21 protein-coding genes are annotated in these 25367 nt (G+C 73.5%); 8 read left to right on the top strand and 13 right to left on the bottom strand.

The genetic code is table 11. The annotated features are described in order from the left end of the window. Positions 1–28: 28 nt before the first annotated feature. Entirely contained in the window at positions 29–706 is a 678-nt protein-coding gene (locus ABZ842_RS25450; protein ID WP_361540961.1) for an SDR family NAD(P)-dependent oxidoreductase, read from the bottom strand. 240 nt (positions 707–946) lie between these two features. On the opposite strand from ABZ842_RS25450, the gene ABZ842_RS25445 reads away from it, so the two are divergent. Further along, complete coding sequence (locus ABZ842_RS25445; protein WP_361540958.1) at positions 947–1381, top strand: helix-turn-helix domain-containing protein; 435 nt, start codon at positions 947–949, stop codon at positions 1379–1381. A gap of 164 nt (positions 1382–1545) precedes the next feature. On the opposite strand, the gene ABZ842_RS25440 is transcribed toward ABZ842_RS25445, so the two are convergent. Next, positions 1546–2715, bottom strand: a complete 1170-nt coding sequence (locus ABZ842_RS25440) for an ROK family transcriptional regulator (RefSeq protein WP_361540955.1) — start codon at positions 2713–2715, stop codon at positions 1546–1548. A gap of 162 nt (positions 2716–2877) precedes the next feature. On the opposite strand from ABZ842_RS25440, the gene ABZ842_RS25435 reads away from it, so the two are divergent. Next, on the top strand, positions 2878–4110 hold the full coding sequence (locus ABZ842_RS25435; protein ID WP_361540952.1) for an MFS transporter: 1233 nt from the start codon (positions 2878–2880) through the stop codon (positions 4108–4110). A 109-nt stretch (positions 4111–4219) separates the two neighbouring features. On the opposite strand, the gene ABZ842_RS25430 is transcribed toward ABZ842_RS25435, so the two are convergent. Continuing rightward, positions 4220–5524: an alginate lyase family protein gene (locus ABZ842_RS25430; RefSeq protein ID WP_361540949.1), complete on the bottom strand. Its 1305-nt coding sequence runs from the start codon at positions 5522–5524 to the stop codon at positions 4220–4222. Between the two features lie 295 nt (positions 5525–5819). On the opposite strand from ABZ842_RS25430, the gene ABZ842_RS25425 reads away from it, so the two are divergent. Together ABZ842_RS25425 and ABZ842_RS25420 are read left to right on the top strand one after the other, a co-directional pair. Then, positions 5820–7199 (top strand): solute carrier family 23 protein, encoded by a 1380-nt coding sequence (locus ABZ842_RS25425; RefSeq protein WP_361540946.1) that lies wholly within the window; start codon positions 5820–5822, stop codon positions 7197–7199. Positions 7200–7499: 300 nt separating this feature from the next. After that, the gene (locus tag ABZ842_RS25420) at positions 7500–8204 is read left to right on the top strand and encodes a DUF5995 family protein (RefSeq protein WP_361541111.1); all 705 of its coding nucleotides are present in this window, start codon (positions 7500–7502) and stop codon (positions 8202–8204) included. Between the two features lie 18 nt (positions 8205–8222). Here ABZ842_RS25420 and ABZ842_RS25415 read toward each other — a convergent pair whose 3' ends face one another. Next, positions 8223–8969: an SDR family oxidoreductase gene (locus ABZ842_RS25415; RefSeq protein WP_361540943.1), complete on the bottom strand. Its 747-nt coding sequence runs from the start codon at positions 8967–8969 to the stop codon at positions 8223–8225. A gap of 132 nt (positions 8970–9101) precedes the next feature. On the opposite strand from ABZ842_RS25415, the gene ABZ842_RS25410 reads away from it, so the two are divergent. Further along, positions 9102–9743 carry a TetR/AcrR family transcriptional regulator gene (locus tag ABZ842_RS25410; RefSeq protein WP_361540940.1) on the top strand — a complete coding sequence of 214 codons (642 nt, stop codon included), beginning with the start codon at positions 9102–9104 and terminating at the stop codon, positions 9741–9743. Here the strand turns inward: ABZ842_RS25410 and ABZ842_RS25405 are convergent. The 3 genes from ABZ842_RS25405 to ABZ842_RS25395 form a co-directional block, all read right to left on the bottom strand. Then, positions 9704–11395, bottom strand: coding sequence for an NAD(P)/FAD-dependent oxidoreductase (locus ABZ842_RS25405; protein WP_361540937.1), 1692 nt, complete (start codon positions 11393–11395; stop codon positions 9704–9706). The genes ABZ842_RS25410 and ABZ842_RS25405 overlap by 40 nt on opposite strands. A gap of 608 nt (positions 11396–12003) precedes the next feature. After that, entirely contained in the window at positions 12004–12495 is a 492-nt protein-coding gene (locus ABZ842_RS25400) for an Lrp/AsnC family transcriptional regulator (RefSeq protein ID WP_361540934.1), read from the bottom strand. A gap of 146 nt (positions 12496–12641) precedes the next feature. After that, positions 12642–14108 (bottom strand): GuaB1 family IMP dehydrogenase-related protein, encoded by a 1467-nt coding sequence (locus tag ABZ842_RS25395; RefSeq protein WP_361540931.1) that lies wholly within the window; start codon positions 14106–14108, stop codon positions 12642–12644. Between the two features lie 344 nt (positions 14109–14452). On the opposite strand from ABZ842_RS25395, the gene ABZ842_RS25390 reads away from it, so the two are divergent. Together ABZ842_RS25390 and ABZ842_RS25385 are read left to right on the top strand one after the other, a co-directional pair. Further along, complete coding sequence (locus ABZ842_RS25390) at positions 14453–15307, top strand: metallophosphoesterase (protein ID WP_361540928.1); 855 nt, start codon at positions 14453–14455, stop codon at positions 15305–15307. After that, positions 15304–15963 (top strand): 4'-phosphopantetheinyl transferase superfamily protein, encoded by a 660-nt coding sequence (locus tag ABZ842_RS25385; RefSeq protein ID WP_361540925.1) that lies wholly within the window; start codon positions 15304–15306, stop codon positions 15961–15963. The genes ABZ842_RS25390 and ABZ842_RS25385 overlap by 4 nt, the downstream gene beginning before the upstream one ends. Positions 15964–16066: 103 nt before the next feature. On the opposite strand, the gene ABZ842_RS25380 is transcribed toward ABZ842_RS25385, so the two are convergent. The 4 genes from ABZ842_RS25380 to fmt all read right to left on the bottom strand — a co-directional run bounded on the left by ABZ842_RS25380 (position 16067) and on the right by fmt (position 20660). Further along, positions 16067–17107: a sugar-binding domain-containing protein gene (locus ABZ842_RS25380; RefSeq protein ID WP_361540922.1), complete on the bottom strand. Its 1041-nt coding sequence runs from the start codon at positions 17105–17107 to the stop codon at positions 16067–16069. A 170-nt stretch (positions 17108–17277) separates the two neighbouring features. Further along, positions 17278–17964, bottom strand: a complete 687-nt coding sequence (gene rpe, locus ABZ842_RS25375; RefSeq protein ID WP_361540919.1) for a ribulose-phosphate 3-epimerase — start codon at positions 17962–17964, stop codon at positions 17278–17280. A 176-nt stretch (positions 17965–18140) separates the two neighbouring features. Then, positions 18141–19586 (bottom strand): transcription antitermination factor NusB, encoded by a 1446-nt coding sequence (locus ABZ842_RS25370; protein ID WP_361540916.1) that lies wholly within the window; start codon positions 19584–19586, stop codon positions 18141–18143. Between the two features lie 129 nt (positions 19587–19715). Next, entirely contained in the window at positions 19716–20660 is a 945-nt protein-coding gene (fmt, locus tag ABZ842_RS25365) for a methionyl-tRNA formyltransferase (protein ID WP_361540913.1), read from the bottom strand. 571 nt (positions 20661–21231) lie between these two features. Between fmt and ABZ842_RS25360 the strand changes: the two genes are divergently transcribed. Next, entirely contained in the window at positions 21232–21807 is a 576-nt protein-coding gene (locus tag ABZ842_RS25360) for a hypothetical protein (protein WP_361540910.1), read from the top strand. A gap of 33 nt (positions 21808–21840) precedes the next feature. Here ABZ842_RS25360 and ABZ842_RS25355 read toward each other — a convergent pair whose 3' ends face one another. Both ABZ842_RS25355 and metK read right to left on the bottom strand, forming a co-directional pair. Then, positions 21841–23985, bottom strand: coding sequence for a primosomal protein N' (locus ABZ842_RS25355; protein ID WP_361540907.1), 2145 nt, complete (start codon positions 23983–23985; stop codon positions 21841–21843). A gap of 113 nt (positions 23986–24098) precedes the next feature. Next, a complete protein-coding gene (gene metK, locus ABZ842_RS25350) occupies positions 24099–25322 on the bottom strand; it encodes a methionine adenosyltransferase (protein ID WP_361540904.1) in 1224 nt (407 codons plus the stop codon). Between the last annotated feature and the right edge of the window lie 45 nt (positions 25323–25367).

Raw genomic sequence — 25367 nt, 5'->3', positions numbered from 1 at the left:
CGACGGCCGCCCTCGCTCCCGCTCCTGTTCAGCCGAAGACGGCCTCGGAGCGGTCGCGCGCTTCGTGCAGGTCCCAGTACAGGGGGGCGATCTGCTCGGGCGTGGCCGTCGGGCTGCCTTCCGGGCCGCCCCCGCCGATCCAGACGTTGATCGCCACGTGGGCGGCGTGCACGCCGCTGCCGGCCAGTTCCTTGTTCAGGTTGAGCGCCCAGTTGCGCAGGGCTGCTTGCGCCGCGTTGGCGTTGCCGAACATCGGCACCGGGTCCACGGAACCGCCGCCGGTGGTGAACAGCAGGGTCCCGGCGCCCGCCTCGCGCATCGCGGGCAGTACCGCCCGGGCTGCCGCGACGGCGCCGTAGAAGCCGTACTCGATCATCGGCTGCAGATTGTCCACGGTGACCTCCGAGGGAGCGGCCAGGGTGAGACCGGGCACCGGTGAGTGCGGGGCCGGCGAGTACTCCAGTACGTCGATGGCGCCGAAGCGGGCCTTGGCCGCGTCCAGGGCGTCGGTCAGCGAGGCGCGGTCGAGGATGTCGGCGGGGAACGCGGCGGCCGTGATGTCTTCCCGACCGAGCTGGGCGACCAGCGTTTCCAACTTCTCCTTGGTGCGGGCGATCAGGGCGACGTCGAAGCCGCGGCTGCCGAAGGTGCGGGCGATGGCCAGGCCCATGCCGGGGCCGGCGCCGACGATGGCGAGAGTGGGCACGGTTGAATTCCCTTCCGGGTTGGGACCGCCGGGACACGAGGAGATCGCATGCCCGGCGGGCGGGTGGATCAGGTCTGCGGTCAGGTCGGTGGATCGAGCGCGAGGGCGTGGGCGGCTTCGCCGTTCGCACCTCGGACCTGACCTCTAATTCCTACTGCTTGTTCGTAACGCCACTATGAGCCAGTATCGAAGGCGGTACAAAAGGCACATCGGTGTGCGCGACGGAGAGGAACGGGCGCCATGCAGGACAGCGCGGACATGGGGACGGCGGCTTCGGTCGGACCGTGCGCGAGCATCCCCGTCGAGCACATGGACTTCGTCCGCCAGGTGCTCGACCGGGTGGGCGACAAGTGGAGCATGTTGATCGTCGCCGTCCTGGAGGGCGGCCCGCTGCGCTACACGGACTTGCAGCGCCAGATCCCTGGCATCTCCCAACGCATGCTGACCCGCACCCTTCGCCAACTCGCGGAGGACGGGTTGATCAGCCGTACCGCCTACGCCGAGGTGCCACCGCGCGTCGAGTACGCGCTCACCCCGCTCGGCGGCGGCCTGATCGGCATCGTCAAGCAACTCATCGGCTGGGCTGCCGACCACCACGACGAGATCCGCACCAACCGTTCCCGCACCGGCACCACCACCGCCGCGTCCCGCCGAAAGGCCGCGGGCACGGGCTAGGTCGTGCCCGCGAGGTCCCATGCGGCAGTGCCGCGCCTTGGCTGGCGCGCTGGCGCCGTGGCGCGTGTGCGGTCATGGCGTCCGCGGCCCGTCTGTGGTTGTTCGCGCAGAGACCAACGCTCCCGAAGGGGAACCGCGGCTGCGTCCAGACGCACGGGCCCTAGCTACGCCCTGGGCGCGAAGAGCTGGTCCTGCGCCCGGTCGCGTGCGGTGAGCAGCGCGCCGCGCACGATCGCCGAGCCGCCCAGCTCGCCCGGGCGGACCTCGGTGGACAGCGGGTTGAGGCCGACCAGCCGCGCGGCGACCCGGGACGCCAGTTCCGTCCCGCCCGCCAGCCCGACCTCACCGCCGAGGACCACGCAGCCGGGGTCCAGCACGGAGACCACCCCGGCCGCGCCGACGGAGACGCGGTCGGCGAGGGCGTCGAGGAAGGCGTCATGGCCTGCGGCCACCGCCCGTGCGACCACGCCCGCCGCGGCGGGCGACGGCGCCGCCTCGTCGACGGGGAGCCCGTGTTCCGCCCCGAGGGCGCAGATCGCCGCCGAGCCGGCGAGTGAGTGGAAGCCGCCGGAGCAGTCGGCGTTGGACGGCAGCCCGCCGGTCCCCGGCACGGGCAGGAAACCGATCTCGCCCGCGCCGCCGGACGCCCCCCGGCGCAGTCGCCCGTCGAGGAAGAGGCCGGCGCCCACGCCGACGCCGAACCACAGGAAGGCGAAGGTGTCGCGGTCGCGCGCGGCCCCGGCCCGCTGCTCGGCCACCGCCGCGAGGTTGGTCTCGTTCTCCAGCACGATCCGCGCGGACAGCCTGTCTTGGAGCGCGCCGACCAGGCTGCGGTGCCAGCCGGGCAGGCCCGAATCCCGCAGGTCGCCGGTGGCCGGGTCGATCAGGCCGGGTACGCCGATGGCCACGGTGTGCAGCCGGGACGCGCCCGCACCGGCCGCGGTGCGCTCCAGCAGGGAGACCGCGGCGGCGACCGCGGGGCCGGTGCCGCTGCCGGCGTCGATCGGGAGGGACGCCTCGGCGAGGGTGTGCCCGAGCAGGTCGGCGACGACGAGGGAGACGCCCTGGGTGCGCACGTCGAGCGCGGCGAGGTGGGCGCGGTCGGCGACGATCCCGTACACCCGTGCGTTGGGGCCGCGCCGCTGGGCGCCCGCCTCGCCGACGACGCCGATCAGGCCGGACACCTGGAGCCGCTCGACCAGGTCCGCGATGGTGGGTCGGGAGAGCCCCGTCAGGGACTTCAACTGCCCTGCCGTCAACGGCCCTTCGTCCTGGAGAAAGCGCAGGGCGAGACGGTCATTGATGACCCGGGCGGTGCTCGGGGATGCGGCCATGCCGGAATCCTTCCAGATCGGCTTCCCCCGGCCTGGCGAGGGGCGGCTGTGGAACGCGGACGAAACCCAGACGAGAAAGGACTGGCGCACGAGCTAACTATCAGGCAAGGTTCCTGATAGTTTACGCCAGGACGCGCAACCGCCAATGGGAGGGGCAGGAGCATGGGGGACGTGAAGGTCGAGGGCCCGGCGGGGCTGAGGCGGGCCCGGTTCGCCCTCGCCGCGGTCTTCTGCGTGCACGGCGCGGTGACCGGCAGCTTCGCCACCCGGATCCCCTGGATCCAGGACCACGCCGACGTCAGCGCGGGTCAACTCGGTCTCGCGCTCGCCTTCCCCGCGATCGGCGCCTCGCTCGCGATGCCGCTGGCGGGTGCGGTCAGCCACCGCCTCGGCGCCCGCACCGCGCTGCGCGTGACGCTCGCCCTGTGGACGCTGTCGCTGACGCTGCCCTCCCTCGCGCCCAATCTGCTCGGCCTGTGCGCCGCGCTCTTCGTGTACGGCGCGACCTCGGGCATGTCGGACGTGGTGATGAACGCACTCGGCGTCGAGTTGGAGAACCGCCTCGACCGGTCGATCATGTCGGGGCTGCACGGGATGTGGAGCGCCGGAGCGCTCGTCGGCTCGGCCGGCGGCACCCTCGCGGCCCACCTCGACACCGACGCCCGGGTGCACCACGCACTCGCCGCCGCCGTCCTCACCGTGCTCGGCCTGCTGGCCTGCCAGTTCGTACTCGACCAGCGCAGCGCCCCCGACGAGGAGCCGCCGCCGCGGTTCGCGCTGCCGCCCAAGTCGGCGGTGGTGATCGGCGCGATCGGGTTCTGCGCGGTCTTCGCCGAAGGCGCCAGCCTGGACTGGTCCGCGGTCTACCTGCGCGACGTACTGGACACCTCGCCCGGTCTCGCCGCCGCGTCGACGACCGCGTTCGCCCTCACCATGGCGGTGGCGCGGCTGGCGGGCGACCGCATCGTGGACCGCTTCGGGCCGGTGCGCACGGTCCGTACGGGCGGGGTGCTGGCGACCCTCGGCGGACTGCTCGTGGTGAGCGCGCCGCACCCGGCGGTGGCGCTGACCGGCTTCGGCTTCCTGGGCCTCGGGGTCGCCGTCGTCGTCCCGCTCGCCTTCGCCGCTGCCGGGCGCAGCGGCCCGCGCCCCAGCCAGGCGATCGCGGGCGTCGCCACCATCACGTACACCTCCGGGCTGATCGCGCCGTCCGCCATCGGTGCGGTCGCCGACGCGACGAGCCTGGTCGTCTCCTTCGGGCTGGTCACGGCGCTGGCGATGGGTCTGGTGCTGGGCGCAGGGGTGCTGCGCTCGGCCGGGCGGACGAGTGCGGCGCCTGCGTCGACGGACCCCGCCGCTCCCGTCGATCGCACCGTCGCCGAGCGCAGCCCCTGACCGGCGGGCGCCCTTGACCGGCGCCCGCCCCACAGTCGGCCCCGGGCGGACCCACTGCCACCCCGTCCGCCCGGGGCCCTTCTCCCCGTCCGCCGGTGCGTACCGGCGGTCAGCCGGCGATCGAGTCGAGTTGCTCGGCGGCCGGCCGCAGCGCCCAGATGTCCCCGCCCGGCGGCGCCTGGAGCTTCGGCACGGCCGCCTTGGCGCGGCGGTCGCCCGCGTCGGCGGCTGCGTGCACCACGTCGGTGGCCGCGTACCGGCGGAAGTCCAGCTCCGGATGGGGCCAGCCGGCGGCCCCGGTGGCGGCCGGCAGCAGGTAGTGGACGGCCTTGGCGAGGCTCTGCCCCTGCGGCCCGCGGTGCGCCCACAGGTCCACGCCGACCTGCCGGCCGATGTTCGCCAGCCGGGTGTACGCGACGAGGTCGAAGGTGGAGTAGTGCCAACTGCGGGTGCGCCGCAGCTCCTGCGGCTGGCTCCCGTCGGCGGCGATCTGCGGATCGATCCGCTTCGCCGGTACGCCGCGCACGATCGAGCGGGCGAGCGCGCGGTCACCGGTGGCCAGCGCGAGGGCGGCGACCTGGAGGTCGTAGAAGGTGCCGTGGTTGTTCTTCGCCGCCGCCTCCTCCTTGCCGAACGGGCTGGTCAGCAGCCAGTCGAGGAAGGCGGAGTGCCAGGCGCGCACACCGGTGCGGTCGGCGCGCGTCCAGCCGGGCGCGCCGGTGTCGAGCAGGGCGACGGCGTCCAGGACGCTGGTGTGCATCTGCGAGAAGTCGATGATGCCGATCGCCCGGCCTTCGTACTTGCAGGGGATGAACTGCGCGTGCTTGAGGTGCGGGTTCATCCGGGTGTCCGGGTCGACGAACCAGGTCCGCAGCACGGTCGCCGCGTGCCGTGCGTACCGGGCGTCCCCGGTGTAGTACCAGGCGAGGCTGAGGGTGACGGAGGAGTCCACGACCTTGCCGATGTCGGGGCGGTCCGTGCCGGTGTCGACCTCGGGGTTGCGTTCGCCGTCCCGCTGCTCGTACGGGCAGCCCCAGGGGTTCTCGGGCGTGCGGGGCTGGGTGGGCCACCAGTACGGCGCCTGGCTCAGGTAGTCGTGCCGATCGCCGCTGGGCGCGGGCCTCGGTTTGTCGACGACGGTCCAGGGGCCCTGTCCCAGCCAGCGCTCGGCGCGCGCGGTCAGCGCCGCGGCTGCCGCCCTGAGCGCCGGATCGCCGCGCTGGAGCCGCCGTTTCGCCTCGGTCATCCGCTTTCCGTCGATCACGACGGTCTTCGGGTCGCCCTCGGCCGTGTGCACGGCCGCGGCGGCGGCCGGGGGCGGGGCGACCGGGAGCAGGACTCCGGCGCAGACGGCGACGCAGGTCAGCACGGCGGTGACCACGAAGGACCACCGGGGTAACGGGATTTTGGCCATCGAACGCTCCCTCCAGCAGCCGGTCCGCTGCTCGGCCAGAGACTTCTCCAGGTGACGGACCAGATGACGGACCAGGTAGGTGAACATCGTTCATGGATGCGACCGTACGAACGTAGGGCGACGAGGTCCGGGTGGCAATGACCCGGGCGCAATTCACGAACGGGACCCGCGCTGGGGCTTTGGCTGAAACATGCCACTACGATTGCGCCGGCGCTGACGCCGACGCCGTACGACACACGACGCCGACGCCGTACCGCCGCAGACGACCGCGAGAACGTGAGAAGTGGAGCCGCCCGTGAACCTCGGCGTGCGCTGGACCCTGCACGGCGACGGGCGGACCCCCGCTCCGGGCGCCGTCGTACGCCCCGACGAACGGCTGTCGTGGCCGCGCACCGCGGGCCTGGGCGCCCAACACGTGGTGGCGATGTTCGGGGCGTCCTTCGTGGCCCCCGTCCTCATGGGCCTCGACCCGAACCTCGCGATCATGATGTCCGGCGTCGCGACGATGATCTTCCTGCTGGCCACCCGCGGGCGGGTGCCGAGCTACCTCGGTTGTTCGCTCTCCTTCGTCGGCGTCGCCGCGGCGATCCGGGCGAGCGGCGGCGACAGCGCCACGGTCACCGGCGCGGTGTTCGTCGTCGGCGTGGCCCTGTTCCTCTCCGGTCTCGCGGTGCAGCGCTTCGGCGCCCGGATCATCCACGCGGCGATGCCGCCGATCGTCACCGGCGCCGTCGTGATGCTGATCGGCTTCAACCTCGCACCGGTCACCGCCAGTACGTACTGGCCGCAGGACCAGTGGACCGCCCTGCTGGTGATGTTGTTCACCGGGCTCGCGGTGGTGTGCCTGCGCGGCTTCTTCTCCCGGATCGCGATCTTCCTCGGCCTGCTCTTCGGCTATCTGCTGTCCTGGGTGCTCGACCGGGTCTTCGGCAAGATCAACTCCCCGGTCGGCGGCGAGACGGTCGACCACTGGCGGCTGGACCTCTCCGGCGTCGGCAAGGCCGAGTGGATCGGCCTGCCGTCCTTCCACGCCCCCGCCTTCGAGTGGTCCGCGATCCTGGTCGCCCTGCCGGTGGTCATCGCGCTGATCGCGGAGAACGCCGGGCACGTCAAGGCCGTGGGCGAGATGACCGGGGACCGCCTCGACGACAAGCTGGGCACGGCCATCGCCGCGGACGGCGCCGCTTCCATGCTCTCCACCGCGGTGGGCGGCCCGCCGAACACCACGTACTCCGAGAACATCGGCGTCATGGCGGCCACCCGGGTCTACTCCACCGCCGCGTACTGGGCCGCGGCCGGCTTCGCCCTGCTCTTCGGCCTCTGCCCCAAGTTCGGGGCGGTCGTGGCCGCGATTCCCGGCGGGGTGCTCGGCGGTATCACCGTCATCCTGTACGGGATGATCGGCCTGCTCGGCGCGCAGATCTGGATCAACGCCAAGGTGGACCTGCGCAATCCGCTGAACCTGGTGCCCGCGGCGGCGGGCATCATCATCGGCGTCGGCGGCGTCAGCCTGAAGATCACCGACGACTTCGAGCTGGGCGGGATCGCGCTCGGCACGATCGTCGTCATCACCGGCTACCACGTGCTGCGGGCGTTTGCGCCGGCGCACCTGAAGTCCGAGGAGCCGCTGCTGGACGCGGGCACCTCCAGCTACGACAAGGACGCCCGCGAGTAGGGCCTTGGCGGGCGCGATGGCGCCGTGATGGCTGTGCGGTGATGGCGTCTGCGGACCGTACTGGGTTGCTCGCGCAGTTCCCCGCGCCCCTAAACCCCCCGGTCCGCAGACGGACGGGGGTTTGGGGCGGCTGGGGCTCCCGTGCCCGCAGGGCACAGCGGGCGGAACTGCGCCCGCAGGCACGCGGCGGGTGCGTTCACGGGCGCAGGGGCGCGCGCGGGGCGTAGTCCGTTTCGGCGAAGTCACGGCGGGCGGGGGCCGATCGGGGCCGCGCCCTGGGACGCTGCCCGAATGATCCGGATGCAACGGCCCCCCGCACCCCACGTCGCCCCCGACGTCGCGGACGTGACCGCAGAGATGCGCGCCCTCGGCGCCCGCTGGCCGGCCGCCGACGGCGTCGCCGTCTTCAACCGCGTCTATCTCGCGGTGACCGAGGAGATCGGTCGCCGCGTTGAGGCGGGCGAGTTCCCCGACCGGCGCGCCGCGGTCACCCTCGACGTGCTCTTCGCCCGGCGCTACCTCACCGCCGTGCGACTGGCGGAGTCGGGCGGGCGCCCGCCCGACTGCTGGCGTCCGCTGTTCCACCACCGCCGCCACCCGGGGGTGCGGCCGGTCCAGTTCGCGCTCGCCGGGATCAACGCCCACATCGGGCACGACCTGGCCCTCGCCGTCGTCGACGCCTGCCACGCCCTCGACTGCGTGCCTGCGGACCTGGAGAACGAGTTCGACCAGGTCGGCGACGTGCTCACGTTGATGGAGGAGCGCATCCGCGAGGACCTGATGCCGGGTCCTGACCTCCTGGAGGTCGCCGACCCGCTGACCCATCTGATCAGCTCCTGGAGCCTGGACCGGGCTCGTGACGCGGCCTGGTCGGCGGCCCGGTTGCTGTGGGGCGTACGGGAACTCCCCGGCCTGGCCGAGGAGTTCACCGAACGGCTGGACACCAGCGTGGGGCTCGTCGGGCGCTGTCTGCTCACGCCCTGGCCCGCCGCCGTCGCCCCGTGAAGCCCCGCGCCCCCGCGCTCAGGCGTTCGTGCCCGCGTCGACGGTGACGGCCGTGCCCGTGACGAGCCGTCCGCCAGGCCCCGCGAGGTACGCCACGGCCTCGGCCACGTCGTCAGCGGACAGATAGCTGCCGAGCGCCGTGAGCCGCCGGGACCCCTCGGCCCCCGGGCCGTCTGCCGGGTTCATGTCGGTGTCCGTGGGCCCGGGCTGCACCACGTTGACCGTGATGCCGCGCGGCCCGAGCTCCCGGGCGAGCGCCCGGGTCAGCCCGGTGAGCGCCGACTTCGTCATCGTGTACAGCACCATGCCGGTGAAGGGCACGAAGTCCGCCAGGTTGGTGCCTATGTTGACGATCCGGCCGCCCCTCGGCAGGTGTTCCAGCGCCGCCTGGACGGCGACGAACGGCGCCTTGGCGTGGATCGCGAAGGCGCGCTCCAACTCCTCGGCGGTGACGTCCTCGACCCGCCCGTGGGGAAAGATGCCCGCGTTGTTGACGAGGACGTCGAGCCGGCCGAACTCCGCCACTGTGCGCGCGACGGACGCGGCGACCGCCTCCGCCCGTGCGGCGTCCGACTCGATGGCCACCGCCCGCCGCCCCAGCGCCTCGACCTCGGCGACCAACTCCTTCGCCCTGGCCGCGCTCGACGCCGACACGTAGGTGAACGCCACGTCGGCGCCGTCGCGCGCCAGCCTGCGCACGATCGCCGCCCCGATCCCCCTGCTGCCGCCCGTCACCAAGGCGGCCTTGCCCGACAGTGCGCTCATCTCGCGCCCCCAATTCCGTATCGATCAACACAGAAATACGAGCACAGCCGTTCGAGCACGTCAAGGTATATTTTTAACGAGCGACACAGAAATGGCCGGGGACGGACCCGGGCGCACGCGAGGAGGCACGCGATGGCGGGACGGGGACGGCCGAGGAGCTTCGACCGGACGGTCGCCCTCGGCCGGGCGATGGAGACCTTCTGGCGGCGCGGCTACGAGGCGACCTCGATGACCGACCTCACCGCCGCCATGGGGATCAACTCCCCCAGCCTCTACGCCGCCTTCGGCTCCAAGGAGAAGCTGTTCCGGGAGGCCGTGGAGCTGTACGACGCCACCGAAGGCGCCCCGATCGCCCGGGCGCTGGCCGAGGAGCCCACGGCGTACGACGCCGTCGCGGCGATCCTGCACGTCAACGCCCGCGCGTACACCGACCGCGACCGGCCCACCGGCTGCATGATCGTGCTGGCCGCCACGAACACCGGCGACGACGCCGCGCGCGACTACCTCGCCGGCTGGCGCAGGTCCGGGGTGGACCAGCTCCGGGACCGGCTGGAACGCGCCGTGCGGGAGGGGGAACTGCCGCCGGACGCCGACGCCCTGGGCATCGCGGAGTTCTACACCGCCGTGCTCCAGGGGATGTCCGTCCAGGCCCGCGACGGGGCCCGGCGCGAGGACGTGGAGCGCATCGCGCGGCGCGCCCTCGCGGCGTGGGACGCGGTCACCGGCGCCGGGCTTCAGTCCTCCGGCAGTTCCACCGGCGCGATCTCGTCGTAGACGTCGCCCGGCCCCGGGTTCGCCGCGTCGCTCGCCCCGCCGAAGTGGTGCATCACGCCCCACACGGCGTTCAGCGCGGTCTGCACGGCGCCCTCGGCCCACCCCGCCGTCCAGGAGATGTCGTCGCCCGCGAGGAAGATGCCGCGCTGGTCCGCCGGCAGCCGGTCCTGCATGAAGTGGGTGAACAGCCGGCGCTGGTAGCGGTAGTGGCCGGGCAGGTTCGCCTTGAACGCGCCCATGAAGTACGGCTCGTTCTCCCAGGACACCGTCACCGGGTCGCCGATGATGTGGCTGCGGATGTCGACGTTCGGGTAGATCTCGCCGAGCGAGTTCAACATGACCTCCATCCGCTCGTTCGCGGACAGCGGCAACCACTTGAGGCTGTCGTCGCACCAGGTGTACGACAGGCAGATCACGGCGGGCCGGTCCGGGCCGTCGTCCAGCAGGTAGGTGCCGCGGGTCATCCGGTCGGTCAGCGTCATCGACATGGCGTCGCGGCCGGTCACCTCGTCCTTGTCCAGCCAGAACGGCCGGTCGACCGGGACGAAGAGCTTCGAGGACTCCATGTAGTGGGTGCGCTCGATCGCCGTCCAGTGGTCGATCGGGAAGAGCCGGTCGTCACACGCGATCTTGGAGAGCAGCATCCAGGACTGGGCGGTGAAGATCGCGGCCCGGTAGGTGCGGATGGAGCCGGAGGCGTCGGTGACGGTGATCCCGTTGCCCGCGGTGCGGTTGAGCCGGGTCACGGCCGGCCGGTGGCCGCCCTCGTGCAGCGAGGCCAGCGAGGTGCCCTGCGGCCAGTGCACGATCTTCTCCGGCGCCCGCTCCCACAGCCGCAGCGGAAGCTGCTGGCTGCCCTCCACGATGCCGCGGTGGTGGTCGTCGGCCTCGGAGTAGACGACCCGCAGGATCTCCAGGATGGAGTTGGGGAAGTCGGTGTCCCAACCGCCGGTGCCGAAGCCGACCTGGCCGAAGATCTCCCGGTGGCGGAAGGACCGGAACGCCTCCGACGCGCACAGGAAGCCGTAGAAGGTCTGGTTGTCCAACTGCTCGACCAGGCGCGCCCAGATCTCCCGGATCTTCGGCACGTCGCGCTCGCGCATGGCGCGGTTCATGGCGGCGAAGTCGGCGCCCTCCTCCAGACAGGCGTTCCAGGCGTCCATGACGTCCCGGTAGACCTGCGGCAGGTCGTCGATGGTCTCGGCGTAGTGGCTCTCGCCCTTCAGGTCGACCACGGTCGAAGGGGTGCCGGGCGCCAGCGGGTTGGGGAACGGCCGGGTCGTCAGCCCCACCAGGTCGACGTAGTGCTGGAGCGCGGTCGACGACGGCGGGAAGCGCATCGCACCCATCTCGGCGCTCAGCCCGGGGTCGCAGCCCTCGAAGCCGACGGTCCGCAGCCGTCCGCCGATCCGGTCGGCCTCGTACAGGACGGGCTTGAGCCCCATCTTCATCAGCTCGTACGCGGCCACCACGCCCGACAGCCCGCCGCCGATGACCGCCACCTCGGTGCCGTGCTCGGTCGCCGGCACCTGCCCGAGCCCGGCCGGATGCGCCAGGAAGTCGTCGTACGCGTAGGGGAAGTCCGGCCCGAACATGGTGATCGGCGGCTGCGCGTCGGTGTGCTGGACGGCAGTGGGGACCGTGGACGTCATGGGGTACGGGCTCCTTGCGGGCAAACGCGGTGGTACGGGGTGGTGCGCGAGCGCCCGGAAGGGACGTGGCGGACGCCTACGACGGTACGGTCCGGGCTCGCGCGGGGACAAGGCGTGACCGTTGCGCGCATCCGACCTGTTCGTTGCGCCGTTCCGGGGCTCGCCGGCGATTCGTTGCGCGGCGGACGCGGGGCGGGGCGGCGGGGTCCGACCACGGTCGTACCGGGCGTCCGCTGGCCCCGGCCGGATGGCGGACGACGGGTGGTTCCGCGGCAGGATGCGCGGCCCGCTCGGCGACGCGAGAGTGGGCGTCGTCCACCCGGCGGGGCGGAGCGGCACCGGCTTGCGGGGGCTCGTTCCGCGGTCCGTCGGCAGCCAGGGAAAGGACCGTTTGTGAAACGCCACTTAAGCGGCCGGCCCGCGGCGCCGACCGGCTCGGCTACAACTGGGCCTCGCGACCCGGTCGCGATGGGGAGCGTGCCCGCGTGCGTGGGCTCCGCGCCGTTCGAGCAGGCGAAGGCCGGCACCGGCGGCTTCCGGGTGCTGCCCTGGCGCCCCGCGTTCTGACCGTACGGGGTCCGCTCACGCCGCCCGGTCGGTGCGGGCGGTCACGGGGTCGCCGGAGGATACGGGGGTGTCGCCGGCGAAACCCCCGTATCCGCCGAGTAGCGGCGCAGCAGCGGGGAGAGCACCAGGACCGACTTGGTGCGCTCCACGAACGGCTCGCCCGCGATGCGCTCCAGCACCTGCTCGAAGTGGCGCATGTCGGCGGCGAAGACCTGGACGACGGCGTCCGCGTCACCGGTGACGGTGGAGGCAGACGCGACTTCCGGGTAGCGCTCCAGACCGCGTTCGATGGCCTCGGGCGAGGTGTTCGAGCGGCAGTAGATCTCGATGAAGCCCTCCGTCTCCCAGCCGAGCGCCGCGGGGTCGACCCGTACGGTGAAGCCGGTGATGGCGCCGACCGCGCGCAGTCGGTCCACCCGGCGCTTGACGGCCGGGGCGGAGAGGCCGACCAGGGCGCCGATGTCGGCGTAGGAGCGGCGGGCGTCCTCGGCGAGGGCGTGGACGATGCGTTCGTCGAGATCGTTGAGTCGCACGGCGGGTGGTTCACTCTTCATTCGCTGGGTGGGCTTGCCTGACGGCAGTAGAACACGCCGGGGCGGGCCGCAGGACCCGCCCCGGCGGCGGCCCGGCACAGCCCGACGGGCCCGGACTGCTCCGGGCCCGTCGGGTGCGGTGCGGCTCAGGTCCAGCTGGCGTGCAGCGGCTTGCCCTCCGCGTAGCCCGCGGCGCTCTGGACGCCGAGGACGGCGCGCTCGGCGAACTCCTCCAGCGTGCCGGCACCGGCGTAGGTGCAGGAGGAGCGGACGCCCGCGATGATCGAGTCGACCAGGTCCTCCACGCCGGGGCGCGTCGGGTCGAGGAACATCTTCGAGGTGGATATCCCCTCCTCGAACAGGGCTTTGCGGGCGCGGTCGTAGGCGGACTCCTCGCTGGTGCGGTTGCGCACGGCGCGGGCGGAGGCCATGCCGAAGGACTCCTTGTACGGACGTCCGTCGGCGGTCTGCTGGAGGTCGCCCGGCGACTCGTGCGTACCGGCGAACCAGGAGCCGACCATGACGTTGGACGCGCCGGCGGCCAGCGCCATCGCCACGTCGCGCGGGTGGCGCACGCCGCCGTCGGCCCAGACGTGCTTGCCGTACTTCTTCGCCTCGGCGGCGCACTCCAGGACGGCGGAGAACTGCGGCCGGCCGACCCCGGTCATCATCCGGGTGGTGCACATGGCGCCGGGGCCCACGCCGACCTTGATGATGTCGGCGCCCGCCTCGACGAGGTCGCGCACGCCCTCGGCCGCGACGATGTTGCCCGCCACGACGGGGACCTTCGGGTCCAGCGAGCGGACCGCCCTGATCGCCTGGATCATGCTCTCCTGGTGGCCGTGGGCGGTGTCCACCACGAGGGTGTCGACGCCCGCGTCCAGCAGCTGCTTGGCCTTGCCCGCCACGTCGCCGTTGATGCCGACGGCGGCGGCGATCCGCAGCCGGCCCTGGGCGTCCACGGCCGGGGTGTACAGGGTGGCGCGCAGGGCGCCCTTGCGGGTGAGGATGCCGACGAGCCGGCCGTCCTCGTCCACGGCGGGGGTGTAGCGGCGGTTGGCGCCGTCGAGGTGGTTGAACGCCTCGCGCGGGTCGATGTCCGCGTGCAGCAGCACGAGGTCGCGCGACATCACCTCGGAGAGCTGGGTGAAGCGGTCGACGCCGGTCAGGTCGGCGTCCGTGACGACGCCTATCGGGCGGTGGTCCTCGTCCACCACGACACCGGCCTCGTGCGCCCGCTTGGGCAGCAGGGCCAGCGCGTCGGCGACGGTCTGGTGCGGGGTGAGCACGATCGGGGTGTCGAAGACCAGGTGGCGGGCCTTGACCCAGGCGACGACGTCCGTGACGACGTCGATCGGGATGTCCTGGGGGATGACGGTGAGCCCGCCGCGGCGCGCCAGGGTCTCCGCCATCCGTCGACCGGCGATGGCGGTCATGTTCGCGGCGACGAGGGGGATGGTGGTGCCGGTGCCGTCCGGGGTCGACAGGTCGACCGCCTGGCGGGAGCCGACGGCGGAGCGCCGGGGCACCATGAACACGTCGTCGTACGTCAAGTCGTAGGGAACCGGCGAACTCTCCACATGGCGCCCCGTACCGGGCTCAAGAAAACGCATAAGTCTCACATTTTCACGCGAAACGGTGCAGGTCACTACCTCGAACGACACAACAAAGAACCCCCGCTTCGTGCTTTCCTCCAGGGGAGGGACGGGGGCTGTTGTTGCAGACGGTGGGCCTGCCTTACGTCAAAAGGTTACCCGAGGTCGAACGCGACAGCGAACGACCGAGAACGCGCCACGGGGTGCGCAAGCCGTCGACGCCGGATCCGCGCGGGGCCGGCGAGGAAGCACTTCGGGGGCCGGCGAGGGGGCCGCGCAGGGCTGGCGCGGGGCGCCGCGCGGCCGTCCGGTCGTTGCGGGACACACTCGTTTTCCCATCACTCCTGACCTAGTCTGACCGCGTGGTGAGTGCCGAGAGAGCCTTGCGAGCAATCAGCGACCTGCACATTTCCTACGCCGAGAACCGCGACATCGTGGCCGCGCTGAAACCGGAGTCGCCCGACGACTGGCTGATCGTCGCCGGCGACGTCGGTGAGCTGATGGCCGACGTCGAGTGGGCCCTGACCCTGCTGCGGGACCGGTTCGCCCAGGTGATCTGGGTGCCGGGCAACCACGAACTGTGGACCGTCCAGCGCGACCCCGACCAGCGGCGCGGCGTGGAGCGCTACGAGGCGCTGGTGGCCATGTGCCGCCGACTCGGCGTCCTGACCCCCGAGGACCCCTACCCCGTGTGGACGGGCCCGGGCGGACCGGTGCGGATCGCCCCGCTGTTCCTGCTGTACGACTACACCTTCCTGGCGCCCGGGACCACGACCCGCGAGGAGTCGCTGGCCAAGGCGCACGAGGCCGGGATCGTGTGCACCGACGAGTACTACCTCCACCCCGACCCCTACCCGAGCCGTCAGGACTGGTGCGCGGCCCGGGTGGCCTACTCCGAGCAACGGCTTGAGGAGGTGGCCGGGGACCTCCCGCTGGTCCTGGTCAACCACTGGCCGCTGGTGCGGCGCCCCACCGAGATCATGACGCACCAGGAGTTCGTCCAGTGGTGCGGCACGGTGCGCACGGCCGACTGGCACACCCGCTTCGACGTGCACGCGTCCGTCTACGGGCATCTGCACATCCCCCGCAGCACGGTCTACGACGGCGTCCCCTTCGAAGAGGTGTCGCTCGGCTATCCGCGCGAGTGGCGCCGCTTCGGCCTCCGCTCCGACCTGGCCCGACAGATCGTCCCCCGACCGGAAGGGTTCACCGCGTGATCGAGACGATACTGCCGGCCTCGGTGCGCTCGGCGCAGTCGTTCAGCGACCGTCTCGACATCAGCCTGTTCCCCCAGGAGCAGGCCGTCATCGAACGGGCCGTGGACAAGCGCCGAGCGGAGTTCACCACGGTCCGCGCACTGGCCAGGGACGCCCTGGCGGCCATCGGGCAGTCCCCCGTGCCGCTGCTGCCGGACGAGCGCGGCGCCCCGGGGTGGCCGGCGGGCGTCGTGGGGAGCATGACCCACTGCGCCGGCTACCGGGCCGCCGCCGTTGCGCGGGTCAGCGAGTGCACCGCGGTGGGCATCGACGCGGAGCCGAACGACGCGCTGCCCGAGGGCGTGCTGGAGACGATCTCGCTCCCGGAGGAACTGCCCCTGCTGGCGCAGTTGCCGGACGCCGACGGCACCTCCTGGGACCGGCTGCTGTTCAGCGCCAAGGAGTCCGTCTACAAGGTCTGGTACCCGCTCGCGCGGCGGTGGTTGGGCTTCCAGGACGCCCGGGTGAGCTTCTCCCCCGACGGCACCTTCACCGCCAGCATCCTCGTCCCCGCTCCCCGGGTCCACGGCGAGCCCCTGACCACCCTCAACGGACGCTGGGCCGCGGACGCCCAGCACGTGATGACGGCGATCACCCTGGAGCGACCGGCCGGATAGGCCCCGGCACGCACCGACGCCCCGGCCGGGCGGACCCGGTCCGCACACCCGAGGATGAACGATTCCTCGGTGGTACGGGCCGGCGCGGCCGGGGCGTCGTCGGCTAGGCGTCCGGGTCGGCCCGCTCCAGCGCCGGGCGCAGCCCGGGCGGCGCCGACATCAGCAGGTCGGCGGCGGCGGTGTCGGTGACCAGGCTGGTGACGAGTCCCGAGCGGAGCACCGCACCGATGGCCTCCGCCTTGCGCTGCCCGCCGGCGATCGCCACCACCTCGGGGATGCGGCGCAGCCGGTCGGCCTCGACCGTGATGCACCGCTCGCCGAGGTCGCGCCCCACGCGGCGGCCGTCCCGGTCGAAGAGGTGCGCCGACATCTCGGCGGCCACGCCGTAGGAGGCGTACCGGGCGCGCTCGTCCTCGGAGAGCATGTCGTGGACGGTGGAGATGCCCGCCTCCCACGAACCGATGGAGACGGCCGCAACCGTGACCTTGTCGAAGTACTCGAAGGCGCGGGCGATGCCCGTCTGGTGGCGCAGCGCGGCGGCGGTGGCCGCGTCGGGTAGCAGCATCGGCGCGTAGATCGGGTGGGCGTCGCCGCCGGATACCTGGGCGGCGCGGCGCACCGCCTCCACCGACCCGCGCTCCGCGGTGCCCGCGTCGTACACGCCGGTGAGTTGGACGACGGTGCACGGCGGCAACCGGTCGAGCGCCGCGGCCATGTGGATGGTGGAGCGGCCCCAGGCCAACCCCAGCACGTCGCCCTCGGTCACCAACTCGCCCAACAGGTCCGCGGCCACCTCGCCCAGGTTCTCCGGATCGGGCGATTCGTCGGCCTCCGCCGGCGACTCGACGACGACGGCGTGCCGCAGCCCGAACCGGGCGCGGAGCGCGTCGGAGCGCTCGGCGTCCAACTCGGCGGGGACGCGGATCTCGATGCGCACGAGATCGCGCTCCAGCGCCGTCTCCAACACCCTCGCCACCTTGAAGCGGCTGACGCCGAACTCCTCCGCGATCTGGATCTTGGACTTGCCCTCCAGGTAGAAGCGGCGCGCCATGGCCGCCGCCTGCACGAGCTCCGCGGGTCCCATCCGCAGGGCAGATCGTCCCGCCGACCTAGCAGACACCGCGATCTCCTCACTGCTGTTCACACTTCGGATCCGTCATCCTGTCAGATCCGACGGATGTTGATCAGCCCGGTCGGGCCGAGTTCACTTGTCTGTCGCCCCGCCGTCGCTGGGCGTGATCACCGGGGTGGTGGTCCTGGTCGGTGCGGGCGGGGTTCCGCCGCGCTCCGACCCGACGTCGCTGGACGTCCTGCTCAGTGTGCGCAGCCCCAGGCCGTCGTCGCGACGGTCTGTTCGGCCTTTGCCCGCAGGGCGCGCACCGCGGCGGCGGGGTCGTCCGCCCCGTACACCGCGGAGCCGGCGACGAAGACGTCCGCCCCGGCCTCGGCGCACCGCTCGATGGTGGAGTCGGCGACCCCGCCGTCGACCTGGAGCCACAGGTCGAGGCCGTGCTTGCCGATCAGCTCACGGGTGCGGCGGATCTTGGGGAGCATGATGTCGAGGAACGCCTGGCCGCCGAAGCCCGGCTCGACGGTCATGATCAGCACCATGTCGAGTTCGGGGAGCAGGTCCTCGTACGGCTCGATCGGGGTCGCCGGCTTCAGCGCCATCGAGGCCCGGGCGCCCTTGGCGCGGATCTCCCGCGCGAGCCGTACGGGGGCGGCTGCGGCCTCGACGTGGAAGGTCACGGACCCGGCGCCGGCCTCGACGTACTGGGGCGCCCAGCGATCGGGGTCCGCGATCATCAGATGGCAGTCCAGCGGGGTGTCCGTGGCCCGGCTCAGGGACTCCACGACCGGTACGCCCAGGGTCAGGTTGGGCACGAAGTGGTTGTCCATGACGTCGACGTGGAGCCAGTCGGCGCCGGAGACGGCCCGCGCCTCGTCCGCCAGGTGGGCGAAGTCCGCGGAGAGGATGCTGGGGTTGATCTGTACGGCCATGGCCCAAGCCTGCCACGTCCCGCGGCGCTTCCCCGCCTCCGTCCGGTTTCCGGTACCGGTCGAACGGTGAACGGCGAGACCCCGCCGGGGAACAGTCCCCGCATTCCCGACCTTTCGCCCCGCTCCGTGGGAGCGGGGGTGTCCGAAAAGCTCCCCCGCCGACCGGGTCGGTCCGGTCAGCCGGTGCGCCGCAGCAGCGCCAGGTACATCGCGTCCGTGCCGTGCCGATGCGGCCAGAGCTGGACGTCGGGGCCCTCGCCTAGCTCCGGCACCCCCGGCATCAGGGGCCGGGCGTCCACCCACTCGGCCCGGACGGGCGCCCCGCCGCCGCGCCCGCGCAGCACGTCGTCGACGACCACCCGGGTCTCGGCGAGGTGCGGCGAGCAGGTCGCGTAGCCGACGACCCCGCCGACGCGCACCGCCGCCAGCGCCTCGCGCAACAGGCCGCGCTGGAGCGGGGCGAAACCCTCCAGGTCCTCGGGGCGGCGGCGCCAGCGGGCCTCCGGGCGACGGCGCAGCGCGCCGAGGCCGGAGCAGGGGACGTCGACCAGGACCCGGTCGAAGCTGCCGGGCCGCCACGCCGGGCGGGTGCCGTCGGCGACGACGACCTCGTACGGGCCGGGGTTGCCGGCGAGGGCCCGCGCCACCAGCCCGGCGCGGTGCGGCTGCTTCTCGGCCGCCAGCAGGAAGGCGCCGCGCTCGGCGGCCAGCGCGGCGAGCAGGGCCGCCTTGCCGCCCGGGCCGGCGCAGCCGTCGAGCCAGCGGGCGTCGGAGCCTTCGACGGGGGCGTTGGCCAGGGCGACGGCGACCAACTGGCTGCCCTCGTCCTGGACTCCGGCGCGCCCCTCGCGCACCGCGGCCACCGCGCCGGGCTCGCCGCCCTCCGCCAGCCGCACGGCGTACGGGGACAGGCGCCCGGGGACGGCCGCCTCCTCGGCGAGCAGCTCGTCGGTGGTGGCCCGGCCTGGGCGGGCGACCAGGGTCACCTCCGGGCGTTCGTTGTCCGCCGCCAGCAGGTCCTCGATCCCGGCGCGGCCCCCGCCGAGGGAGTCCCACAGCGCGGAGACGATCCACCGGGGGTGCGAGTGCACCACGGCGAGGTGGTCCTCGGGGTCCTCGTCGTACGGCGGGGCCACCCGCTGCACCCAGGTGTCCAGGTCGTCGCGAGCGACCTTGCGCAGGACCGCGTTGACGAACTTGGCGCGCCCGTCGCCGAGCACCACCCGGGCCAGCTCCACGCTCGCCGACACGGCCGCGTGGCTCGGGATCCGGGTGCCCAGGAGCTGGTGGACGCCGAGCGAGAGCACGTCCAGCACCGGCGGGTCGACCTCGCGCAGCGGGCGATCGACGCAGTCCGCGACGATCGCGTCGTACGTGCCCTGGCGGCGCAGGGTGCCGTACACCAACTCGGTGGCCAGCGCCGCGTCCCGGGCGTCGAACCCGTCCTTCTCCCGGGCCTTGCGCAGCAGCGGCGGCAGGACGAGGTTCGCGTACGCGTCCCGCTCGTCCACCGCGCGCAGCGCCTCGAAGGCGAGGAACCGCACGGGGTCCTTCACCGGGCGTCGGTAGCGCTTGTCGGGTCCGGGGCGGCGGCCCCTGCTGGGGCGTGCCTGGTCGTTCAAAGGTGCTCCGCTGATCAAGGGTGGTTCATGGGTTCTCACAGGGGCGACGCGCGTGCGCCGCCCGTCCAGCGTACGTTCCGGCGGCGGCCGGGGCCGGGCGGTGCGGGGCGGTCAGGAGACCGCGGTCGGTCAGGAGGCCGCGGGGGCGCCGAGCGTCTCCCCGGGGGCGATCCGCACCCCGCGGGCCCAGTCGGCGGCGGCCATCGGCTTCTTGCCCTGCGGCCTGACCCACAGCAGCTCCACGGCGTACGAGCCGGTGCCCACGTGCACGGCGTTCTTGGTGGCCGCCAGCTCGCCCGGGGCGAGGTCCGTGCGGTCGGGCACCAGGCGCACCGAGACCAGCTTCAGCCGCTCGCCGCGGAAGACGGTCCACGCGCCGGGCGCCGGGGTGCAGCCGCGGACGACGCGGTCCACCCGCAGGGCCGGGGCCCGGAAGTCGACGAGGGCGTCCTCGACGGTGATCTTCGGGGCGTGGGAGACGCCGTCCGCGGGCTGGGGCACCGCCTTCAGCGAGCCGTCCTCGATGCCGTCCATGGTGGCGCTCAGCAGCCCGGCGCCGGCGAAGGCGAGCCGGGTGAGCAGGTCCCCGCTGGTGTCGCTGGGCCGGATCCGCTCGGTGACCACCCCGTACACGGGCCCGGAGTCCAGCCCCTCCTCGATGAGGAAGGTGGCCGCGCCGGTCATCTCGTCGCCGGCGATCACGGCGTGCTGGACGGGGGCCGCGCCCCGCCACGCCGGCAGCAGCGAGAAGTGGAGGTTCACCCAGCCGTGCGCGGGGACGTCGAGGGCGACCCGGGGCAGCAGCGCGCCGTAGGCGACGACGGGGCAGCAGTCGGGGCCGATCTCGCGCAGCCGGGCGAGGAAGTCCTCGTCACGCGGCTTGGCCGGCTTCAGCACCTCGATGCCCGCCTCCTCGGCGCGCTGCGCGACCGGGCTGGCGACCAGGCGCCGACCGCGGCCGGCGGGCGCATCGGGCCGGGTGACGACGGCGGCCACCTCGTGCCGCTCGGAGGCGATGAGGGCGTCCAGAGCGGGTACGGCGACTTCGGGGGTGCCTGCGAAGACGAGCTTCATGGGTGGCTGACTGCCTCTCGGCTGTACGGGCGGCGGTACGGGCTGTGCGCAATGAGCAGCGCACCAGTGTAGGCAGGGCGGTTGCCGGTGCGCCCTCCAGCCGCGGTTTCGCCGTGCGGCGCGCTGAATCGTGGCGTCTGCGGCCCGTCTGTGGCTTGTCGCGCAGTTCCGCCCCCTACGCCCAGAGGGCGTGGTGGGACCCCCAGCGCCCCTGATGTGCTGCCCCCGTCGTTTGTCTGCGGGCTGAGGTCGAGGCTTTTGGGGGCGCGGGGAACTGCGCGAACAGCCACAGACGGGCCGCAGACGCGATCACTCAGCGCGCCGCACGGCGAAACCGCGGCGACCGTCCGGGGCGCGGCCCGGGGGACGGACTCAGGGGGCGTATGGAATCCCACGCGCCCTGAATGCGTGCACCCACGCCCCCGCAGCGTGACCACATCGACGGGTGCGGCGTTGGTCAAGTGAGATTGACCGGTCTCCGGCTCGCCCGCGCGGTTTGCCGGAGCCCGGCGCAGTGGGCCGCCAGGGCGCGGCCCGGCCCCCTTTCAACGCCGGTTCGAGAGGCTTCCCGATGGCCGACCACGCAACCCACGACGCCCAAGCTCGGGCGAGCCTGCACCTGTTGGTGCGCGACATCGAGCGGGTCCGCCGGCAGGTGGACGCGCTGCGCACGCTCACTGCTCAGCTGGGCAACGTCTATCGTCCACGGCGCACCGGTCCCTCCACCGGCTTCGTCGTCTACGGCCGGGCCCCGGCCCCCACCGTCCGGCTCGCCCAGGAGCTGCGGGACAGCGTCGAGACGCTGGTGACCGCGGCGGTGGACTTCGACCGCTCGCTGGGCTTCTCGTGGGACGCGGTGGGCTCCGCGCTCGGGGTCACCAAGCAGGCCGTTCACCGCCGTTACGGAGCGCGGCGCACCACTCCGCCCGCGGTCGCGCCGGACGCGGACCGCTCCGCGGAGCCGACGACGACGCGCACCCTGCCGACGGGCGGGCTGCCCGCGGCCGTGCCCGCGGCCCGGAGCATGCCGCCGCAGCCGACCGTCGCCAACCACGCGGCCACTCACCCGGCCAACCACGCAGCCAATCACGCAGCCCGACACGACGAGGCCCGCCCGAGCGCCTTCCCGAGCCCCCGCAACGGCTGACGCGCAGCGCGGCACCGCGGCACCGCGGTGCCCTCAACCGATGTCCGGCGGGTCGATGCGGATCCGGACCTGGTCCGGTCCGCCGCGGGCCGTACGGACCGCCTGGGCGGCCTTGAGGGCGGCGGCGAGGGCGGCCCCGCGGCCCGGGGGCACCCGCAGCAGCGCCCGGGTCCACGACTCCCCGACGGGCGGGTCCCCCGGCCGCCGGGGCCGCCCGGGCGGCGGCGCCGGCAGCGGCACCGGCCCCAGGACCTCCGCTTCGACGGGCAGTTCGGCCGCCGCGACGAACGCGTCCACCGCATCGGCCCGGCCGCTCACCGACGCCATCCGGGAGACCGGGGGGAACCCCAGCTCGGCACGCTCGGCCAGCTCCCGCTGGGCGTGCCCGACCGGGTCCCAGCGCACCAGCGCCTGCACCGCGCGGGCCGTGGGCTCGGCGACGACCACGACCGTGCCGCCCTCCCCCTGGCCGCGCACCAACGACGCGGCGTCTATCCAGCGCCGCAGCGCCTCCTCCGACGAGCGCAGGTCCGGCCGGCCGAGCATCGCCCAGCCGTCGAGGAGCAGCGCCGCCGCGTACCCGCCGTCGGCGACGGGCTCGGCGCCCGGCGTGCTGACGACGAGCGCAGGGCGGCCCGGGACGGCGTCCAGGACGTGGTCCCGGCCCGAGGTGCGCACGGGCACCGCGGGAAAGGCCCGCCCCAGCTCCTCCGCGGTGCGCCGGGCCCCCACCACGCGGGCCCGCAGCCGGGTGCTCCCGCAGGCGACGCAGTGCCAGTCGGCGGCGTCCCGCCCGCACCAGCGACAGCTCAGGTCCCGCTCCCCGGGCGCCTGGAGCGGGCCGGAGCAGTGCCGGCAGCGGGCGGGAGTGCGACAGCGCTCGCAGGCCAGCCTGGGGACGTAGCCGCGCCGGGGCACCTGCACCAGCACCGGGCCGCTGCGCAGCCCGTCCCGTACGACCTGCCAGGCCAGCGAGGGCAGCCGGGCCGCGCGGGCGGCCCCGTCCCGGGCCAGCTCCTCGTCGCCGACGGTGCGCACGAGGGGGGCCGTGGTCCGGACCTGCTCGCGGTCCGCCGTCAACGGCCTGGCCCAGCCGCTCTCCACCAGCTGGGCCGCCTCCACCGTGCACGCGGTGGCCCCGAGCAGGAAGCCGCACGACTCGTGGGCGGCGCGCAGCTCCAGGACCTCGCGGACGTGCGGGAAGGGGGCGTTGTCGTCGCTGTGGCTGGAGTCCCCGTCGTCCCAGACGGCGACCAGACCGAGGTCGCGCACGGGGGCGTACATCGCGGCGCGGGTGCCGACCACGGCCCGTACGGATCCGCGCAGGACGGCGAGCCACTGGCGGTAGCGCTTCTCGGGCCCGGACTCCGCGGTCAGCACCGAGTGCCGGCCCTCGCCGAGGAGGGCCGTGAGCGCGGCGTCCACCCGGGCGGCCCGCCGGCCGTCGGGCACGACCACCAGCGCGCCCCGCCCGGAGGCGAGCGTCGCCACCACGGCGCGGGCGAGCTCGTCGGGCCAGTGCGGGCCGGGCAGGGCCGTCCACACCGCGCGCGGGGTGCCGCCGGCCGCCAGCGCCCGCAAGAACGCCTCCCCCGCGCCGTACCGCCGCCAGGTGCCGGGCTCCGGCGGGCCGGGCGGCGGCAGCGGATCGGGCGACGGCCGCCCCTCGGCGCGGGCGTTGCGCGGCGGCACGGCGAGCTGCACCACGTCCGCCAACGAGCCCGCATACCGATCGGCGATCGCCCGGGCCAGCTCCAGCGTCCGGGGGCCGAGCACCGGCTCGGGCGACACGACGGAGGCGAGGGCGGCGAGCGCCCCGCCGTAGTCCGTGGCGGCCCGCCGCTCGATGACGAAGCCGTCGATCAGCCCGCCGCCCTCGCGCCGGCCCTCGCGCACCCGGCGCGCGCCGGCGCCGAAGCGCACCCGCACCCGCACACCCGGCTGCGCCTCGGCGTCCAACTCCAGGGGCACGGCGTAGTCGAAGTACTGGTCGAGGTGGAGCACGCCCTTGTTGACCAGCACCCGGGCGACCGGCAGCTCCTCCGCGAGCGCGGCGCCGCGCCAGGTCCGGGGCTTGGCCTTCGGCACCTTGGCCCGGCGCACGGTCTCCCGAATGAGCGCAAGCTGCTCGGGCCCCCGGCCTTCGGGCTCCGGCGTCCGCTCATCGTCGCTGCTCACACCGACTTTCCTACCAGACGCCACCGACAGCGGGCGCCCGCCGAGCACAAGGCCGGACCCCGGCTCCTTCGAGAGAGCCGGGGTCCGGGGTGCTTCAGGCGGGGGCCGGTGGGTTACAGGCCGGCCGCCGCGCGCAGGGCCGCGGTGCGGTCCGTGCGCTCCCAGGTGAAGTCGGGCAGCTCACGGCCGAAGTGACCGTAGGCGGCGGTCTGGGCGTAGATCGGCCGCAGCAGGTCGAGGTCGCGGATGATGGCGGCCGGACGCAGGTCGAAGACCTGGCCGATGGCCTGCTCGATCTTGTCCACGTCGACCGTGGCGGTGCCGAAGGTCTCGACGAAGAGGCCGACCGGCTCGGCCTTGCCGATCGCGTACGCGACCTGGACCTCGCAGCGGGCGGCGAGGCCGGCGGCCACGACGTTCTTCGCGACCCAGCGCATCGCGTACGCGGCCGAGCGGTCCACCTTGGACGGGTCCTTGCCGGAGAAGGCGCCGCCGCCGTGGCGGGCCATGCCGCCGTACGTGTCGATGATGATCTTGCGACCGGTCAGGCCGGCGTCGCCCATGGGGCCGCCGATCTCGAAGCGACCGGTGGGGTTCACCAGCAGGCGGTAGCCCTCGGTGTCCAGCTTGATGCCGTCCTCCACGAGCTGCTTGAGCACGTGCTCGACGACGAACTCGCGGATGTCGGGCGCGAGCAGCGAGTCCAGGTCGATGTCGGAGGCGTGCTGCGAGGACACCACGACGGTGTCGAGGCGGACGGCCTTGTCGCCGTCGTACTCGATGGTCACCTGCGTCTTGCCGTCGGGACGCAGGTAGGGGATGGTCCCGTTCTTGCGCACCTCGGACAGCCGGCGGGAGAGCCGGTGGGCGAGGTGGATGGGGAGCGGCATGAGCTCCGGGGTCTCGTCGCAGGCGTAGCCGAACATCAGGCCCTGGTCGCCGGCGCCCTGTCGGTCCAGCTCGTCCACGTCGCCGCTCGCGGCGGCCCCCTCGACCCGGGACTCGTAGGCGGTGTCCACGCCCTGCGCGATGTCGGGCGACTGGGCGCCGATCGACACGGAGACGCCGCAGGACGCGCCGTCGAAGCCCTTCTTGGAGGAGTCGTACCCGATGTCCAGGATCCGGTTGCGCACGAGCGTCGGAATGTCCGCGTATGCCTTGGTGGTGACCTCACCGGCGACGTGCACCAGTCCGGTGGTGATCAGGGTCTCGACGGCGACGCGCGAGGTCGGGTCCTGGGTGAGGAGGGCGTCGAGAATGGTGTCGCTGATCTGGTCTGCGATCTTGTCGGGGTGACCCTCGGTCACGGATTCCGAGGTGAAAAGACGGCGGGACACATCGCTCCCTGGGGTTGCAGCGGCTGCTGGCTGATCATGGGTGGA

It is taken from the genome of Streptomyces sp. NPDC047315, from assembly GCF_040643215.1.
Classification (GTDB): Bacteria; Actinomycetota; Actinomycetes; order Streptomycetales; family Streptomycetaceae; genus Streptomyces.
This window is presented reverse-complemented; position numbering and strand designations above follow the sequence as displayed.